This is a genomic window from Paraburkholderia sp. Ac-20342 (genome assembly GCF_017104985.1).
Classification (GTDB): Bacteria; Pseudomonadota; Gammaproteobacteria; order Burkholderiales; family Burkholderiaceae; genus Paraburkholderia.
The window spans coordinates 60344-66343 of record NZ_JAAGPQ010000044.1 but is presented as its reverse complement, the minus strand read 5'-3'; the positions used below and the strand labels follow the sequence as shown (position 1 = coordinate 66343).

Genomic DNA, 6000 nt, shown 5'->3' with positions numbered 1-6000 from the left:
CGCGCATGCGGGCTGGCGCGGCCTCGCGGCCGGCATCGTCGAGCAGACCGCGCAGCGCGTCGCGGCGCTCGCGGGCGTGGAAGCGGGCGCGCTGCATGCGTACCTCGGGCCGTCGATCGGGCCGGCCGCATTCGAAGTCGGCCCCGACGTGCGCGACGCGTTCATGGATGGCGTCGAGGGCGCGCAGCGCGACGCCACCGCGCATGCGTTCGTCGCGCATCCGGCGAACCCCGGCAAATATCTCGCCGATCTGCCGGCACTCGCGCGCCTGCGTCTGCAAGGCCTCGGCGTCACGCATATCAGCGGCGGCGATCTCTGCACGGTCACGCAACGCGAACGTTTCTATTCGTATCGCCGCGATCGCGAAACCGGCCGCATGGCCGCGCTGATCTGGCTCGACGCTCACGCGCAAGGCCTCGCCGACTGACGCATGCGCCGCGTGTCGAGGCGCGACGTGCGCGCGGCGTCTCGTCAGACGTTTGGCGATCAAGCAATCATTGGGCAATCGCATTGGGCAATCGTTAAGCCATTCATGCGTGAGGTCCATGCCGGCATGAAGCCGCGCGCCATGCGGCAGACCTCGTGCGGACGCGGGCGCGAACGCTATCCGCTCGGGACGCCGGGCCATTTTGCTGCGCTGCCGGAAGGTCGGGCGGCAGCGTAAATCGCCGGCGGGAAATGTCCGCGGTCGCAGGTCTCGAGCGCCTTGAAAAGCCATGCGTCGCGGGTGTTTTTTCGATTCGTCGCAACGCCGCCCGGCGGCTCGTCAAAGCGTGATTTGTCACACAGGGAAAACGATAATTAAAAAAGTATCGCACTGCGGCAAAATCGGGAACAAGCATTGACATGCCTTGTGATGGGGAGCAAGAATGTTCCTCCCAAGCTCCTCGTCGTATATGGGACAGGGCGTGACGGATTCGCGAGCAATCGCCATGCGCGCACGAACCTGCCTCTCAACCCGTCCGCAAGGACTTACCGGTCAAAAGCAGGTATGGCTGCCTCTCATTCCTCAGATTCCCACAGCACGGACTCCTCGAAGGAGCAAACGCAGCAGGCCGGTACGAGCGGTGCATCGCCAGCCGCAGGCATGCAGCAGTTTTTCGATGCCTGGATGAACGCGTGGCGTTCGTTCGGCGTGCCGCCCGGCGGTGCGCCATTCCAGGTTCCTCCCGTGCAGATGCCCAACGTCACGCAGATGGGTTTCCCGCCGATGCCGTCGTTTCCGGGCATGCCCGACTTCAGCAAGCTGGCCGCGGGCGCGATGCCGTCGCTGCCGCCGTTTCCGGCGCTGAACCTTCCTCCCGCCGCGATTCCACCGGAGCGCTTGCAGAAGCTGCAAGCCGACTATTCGCGCGAGGCGATGGAGCTGATCCAGCAGGCCACCACGTCGTCCAGCAAGGCGCCCGAACTCAAGGACCGGCGCTTTAGCGCGGACGCATGGAGCGAGACGCCGGCCTATGCGTTTACCGCCGCGTGGTATCTGCTGAACGCGCGCTATCTGCAGGAAATGGCCGACGCGCTCGACACCGAGCCGAAGATGCGCGAGCGCATCCGCTTCGCGGTCCAGCAGTGGACCGCGGCCGCTTCGCCGAGCAACTTCTTCGCGCTGAATCCCGAAGCGCAGAAAACGCTGCTCGACAGCAAGGGTGAGAGCCTGCGCCAGGGCGTGATGAACCTGCTCGGCGACATGCAGCGCGGCAAGATTTCCCAAACCGACGAATCGCGTTTCGCCGTGGGCGAGAACCTTGCGAACACCGAAGGCTCGGTCGTGTTCGAGAACGATCTGCTGCAGCTGATCCAGTACAAGCCGCGCACGCCGACCGTGCGCGAGCGGCCGCTCCTGATCGTGCCGCCCTGTATCAACAAGTTCTACATTCTCGACCTGCAGCCTGAAAACTCGCTCGTCGCGCACGGGCTCGAATCGGGCCACCAGGTGTTCCTGATTTCGTGGCGCAACGCGGATCAATCGGTCGCCAACAAGTCGTGGGACGACTACATCGGCGAGGGCGTGCTGGCCGCGATCGAGACCGTGCGCAAGATCAGCGGCCGCGAGCAGATCAACACGCTCGGCTTCTGCGTCGGCGGCACGATGCTCGCCACCGCGCTCGCGGTGGCCGCGGCGCGCGGCGAACATCCGGCCGCCTCGCTGACGCTGCTCACCGCGATGCTCGACTTCTCCGACACGGGCGTGCTCGACGTGTTCGTCGACGAGGCGCACGTGCAGATGCGTGAACAGACCATCGGCGGCAAGAACGGTGCGCCGCCGGGACTGATGCGCGGCATCGAGTTCGCCAACACGTTCTCGTTCCTGCGCCCGAACGACCTCGTGTGGAACTACGTGGTCGACAACTACCTGAAGGGCCGCACGCCGGTGCCGTTCGACCTGCTGTACTGGAACAGCGACTCGACCAGTCTGCCGGGGCCGATGTACTGCTGGTATCTGCGCAACACGTACCTCGAGAACAAGCTGCGCGAGCCCGGCGCGTTGACCACCTGCGGCGAGCCGGTCGATCTGTCGAAAATCGACGTGCCGACCTTCATCTACGGTTCGCGCGAAGACCATATCGTGCCGTGGCAAACCGCCTATGCGTCGGTGCCGCTGCTGTCCGGGCCGCTGAAGTTCGTGCTCGGCGCGTCGGGCCACATCGCTGGCGTGATCAATCCGCCCGCGAAGAAAAAGCGCAGCTTCTGGCGCCTCGAAACCGAAGAGAAGACGCTGCCGGAAACCGCCAACGAGTGGTTCGACGCCGCGACCGAAGTGCCCGGCAGCTGGTGGCCCGAATGGACCGCATGGCTCGATCAGCACGGCGGCCGGAAGGTGAAGCCGCGCGCCTCGGCCGGCTCCGACGAGTTCCCGGTGATCGAGCCGGCGCCCGGCCGCTACGTGCGGCAACGGGAATAGGTCCGACGCGCCGTGATGTCGAACACGGCGCGCGGTCGTGCGGTGTGTGGGTGTGGCTGGTCAATGAGCGTCTGGTTAAGGCGTAAGAGCAACGGAATTTTTTAACGTAACGGGCTGCGGCGCAGTTTGCCGAGGTGCCCGGAGGATATGGAAATGACTGATGTTGTGATCGTATCGGCCGCTCGTACTGCAGTGGGCAAGTTTGGTGGGTCGCTGGCCAAGGTTGCCGCGCCTGAACTCGGCGCGTTGGCGGTGCGTGCCGTCCTCGAACGGGCTGGCGTGAAGCCGGACCAGGTGAGCGAAGTGATTCTCGGCCAGGTGCTGACGGCGGGCTCGGGCCAGAACCCCGCGCGTCAATCGGTCATCAAGGCGGGCTTGCCGTCGTCGGTGCCGGGCATGACGATCAACAAGGTGTGCGGCTCGGGCCTGAAGGCTGTGATGCTGGCGGCCAACGCGATCATCGCGGGCGACGCGGACATCGTGGTCGCGGGCGGCCAGGAGAACATGAGCGCCGCGCCGCACGTGCTGCCGGGTTCGCGCGACGGCTTCCGCATGGGCGATGCGAAGCTGATCGACTCGATGATCGTCGATGGCCTGTGGGACGTCTACAACCAGTACCACATGGGCGTGACGGCGGAAAACGTCGCGAAGGAATACGGCATCACGCGCGAAGAGCAGGACGCGTTCGCGGCGCTGTCGCAGAACAAGGCGGAAGCCGCGCAGAAGGCCGGGCGCTTCAACGATGAAATCGTGCCGGTCGAGATTCCGCAGCGCAAGGGCGAGCCGCTGCGCTTCGCCACCGACGAATTCGTGCGCCACGGCGTGACGGCCGAATCGCTCGCGGGTCTGAAGCCGGCCTTCTCGAAGGAAGGCACGGTCACGGCGGCGAACGCGTCGGGTCTGAACGACGGCGCGGCCGCGGTGCTCGTGATGTCGCTGAAGAAGGCCGAAGCGCTCGGTCTCACGCCGCTCGCGCGCATCAAGGCGTATGCGAACGCCGGTATCGATCCGAAGGTGATGGGCATGGGCCCGGTGCCGGCATCGCGCCGTTGTCTCGAGCGCGCGGGCTGGACGCCGGCCGATCTGGACCTGATGGAAATCAACGAAGCGTTCGCCGCGCAGGCGCTCGCGGTGCACAAGCAGATGGGCTGGGACACCTCGAAGATCAACGTGAACGGCGGGGCAATCGCGATCGGCCATCCGATCGGCGCGTCCGGCTGCCGGATTCTCGTCACGCTGCTGCACGAAATGCAGAAGCGCGATGCGAAGAAGGGTTTGGCGTCGCTGTGCATCGGCGGCGGCATGGGTGTCGCGCTGGCTGTCGAGCGCGTGTAAGGTATGGCTGGGATACGCCGCGCCGGTCCTGCGCGGCGTATCCCAGCACGTGGCTCGCGCCGGTAGTGCGCGTTGCCGGCTGGTCGCCCGGCCGCAGCGGAGAACCAGCATCAGGCGAGACAGGAGGTTGCCGGTCGGCACCTCGAAAACGATAACGGAGTAGGGTTTATGACACAGCGAATTGCGTATGTAACGGGCGGCATGGGCGGCATTGGCACGAGCATCTGCCAGCGTCTGCACAAGGAAGGTTTCAAGGTGATCGCGGGCTGCGGCCCGAATTCGCCGCGCCGCGCGAAGTGGCTCGATGAGCAGAAGGCGCTCGGTTTCGATTTCGTCGCCTCCGAAGGCAACGTCGGCGACTGGGAATCGACCAAGGCCGCGTTCGACAAGGTCAAGGCCGAGGTCGGCGAGATCGACGTGCTGGTCAACAATGCCGGTATCACGCGCGACGTCGTGTTCCGCAAGATGACGCACGAAGACTGGACGGCGGTGATCGACACCAACCTGACGAGCCTTTTCAACGTCACCAAGCAGGTGATCGACGGCATGGTCGAGCGTGGCTTTGGCCGCGTGATCAACATTTCGTCGGTGAACGGCCAGAAGGGCCAGTTCGGCCAGACCAATTATTCGACGGCGAAGGCCGGTATTCACGGCTTCACGATGTCGCTCGCGCAGGAAGTGGCGACCAAGGGCGTGACGGTCAACACCGTGTCGCCGGGCTATATCGGCACCGACATGGTCAAGGCGATCCGCCCCGACGTGCTCGAAAAGATCGTGGCGACGATCCCGGTGCGCCGTCTCGGCCAGCCGGACGAAATCGGCTCGATCGTGGCGTGGCTCGCGTCGGAAGAGTCGGGTTTCTCCACGGGCGCCGATTTTTCGCTCAACGGCGGCTTGCATATGGGTTGAGCCCCCGGCGCGCCGCTCACAAGGCGGCGCGCTTCGGCTCAGAGGGTTCCGCCGGCGTTCCACCTGTGCAATGATCCGATTGCACTGGTGGAACGCCGTTTCCGCGTTTAACTCGAGCTTAAAAGGCGCTACATGACTACTACTACAAAGAAAACGGCCGAACGACTGATAAAGAAATATCCGAATCGTCGGCTTTACGATACCGAGACGAGTACCTACATCACGCTGACCGATGTGAAACAGCTCGTGCTCGATCAGGAGGATTTCAAGGTTATCGATGCCAAAAGCAACGAGGACCTGACGCGAGCCATCCTGTTGCAGATCATTCTCGAAGAGGAGAGCGGCGGCTTGCCGATGTTCTCGTCGTCGATGCTCTCGCAGATCATCCGTTTCTATGGTCATGCGATGCAGGGCATGATGGGCACGTACCTGGAAAAGAACATCCAGGCCTTCATCGACATTCAGGCGAAGCTCGCCGACCAGTCGAAGAATCTCTATGAAGGCAAGGCGATGAACCCCGAAGTCTGGTCGCAGTTCATGAACATGCAGGCACCGATGATGCAGGGCATGATGACCAGCTATATCGAGCAATCGAAGAACATGTTCGTGCAGATGCAGGAGCAGATGCAAAACCAGGCAAAAACGATGTTCGCTACCTTCCCGTTCACGCCCGGTAGCGGGGTCAACGCGAGCAATGCGCCTGCTGCGTCGCAGGACAATCCGGAGCCGGAGAAGAAGTAATAGCGACGAAGTAATGGCGACTCGCGGCGTAAGCGACGCTGCGCCATTGCCGGGGCTCGGGGAGCCGCCGTGGGATGCTGGGCAGGTCCGCTTGCGTGGGGTGCCTCGCGGCA

Annotated in this window: 5 protein-coding genes; all 5 read left to right on the top strand. The window is 64.0% G+C overall.

Annotated features, from left to right (window positions below; translation table 11 throughout):
* Window positions 1–427 (top strand): laccase domain-containing protein (locus G3N58_RS19620; RefSeq protein ID WP_205999980.1); only part of this gene is annotated, 427 nt, incomplete at its 5' end.
* 660 nt (window positions 428–1087) lie between these two features.
* Window positions 1088–2902, top strand: coding sequence for a class I poly(R)-hydroxyalkanoic acid synthase (gene phaC / locus G3N58_RS19615; protein ID WP_205999979.1), 1815 nt, complete (start codon window positions 1088–1090; stop codon window positions 2900–2902).
* Between the two features lie 153 nt (window positions 2903–3055).
* On the top strand, window positions 3056–4237 hold the full coding sequence (locus G3N58_RS19610) for an acetyl-CoA C-acetyltransferase (protein WP_205999978.1): 1182 nt from the start codon (window positions 3056–3058) through the stop codon (window positions 4235–4237).
* A 168-nt stretch (window positions 4238–4405) separates the two neighbouring features.
* Window positions 4406–5146 (top strand): 3-ketoacyl-ACP reductase, encoded by a 741-nt coding sequence (locus G3N58_RS19605; protein WP_167038446.1) that lies wholly within the window; start codon window positions 4406–4408, stop codon window positions 5144–5146.
* Between the two features lie 132 nt (window positions 5147–5278).
* Complete coding sequence (gene phaR, locus G3N58_RS19600) at window positions 5279–5887, top strand: polyhydroxyalkanoate synthesis repressor PhaR (protein WP_167038444.1); 609 nt, start codon at window positions 5279–5281, stop codon at window positions 5885–5887.
* The last annotated feature ends 113 nt before the right edge of the window (window positions 5888–6000 follow it).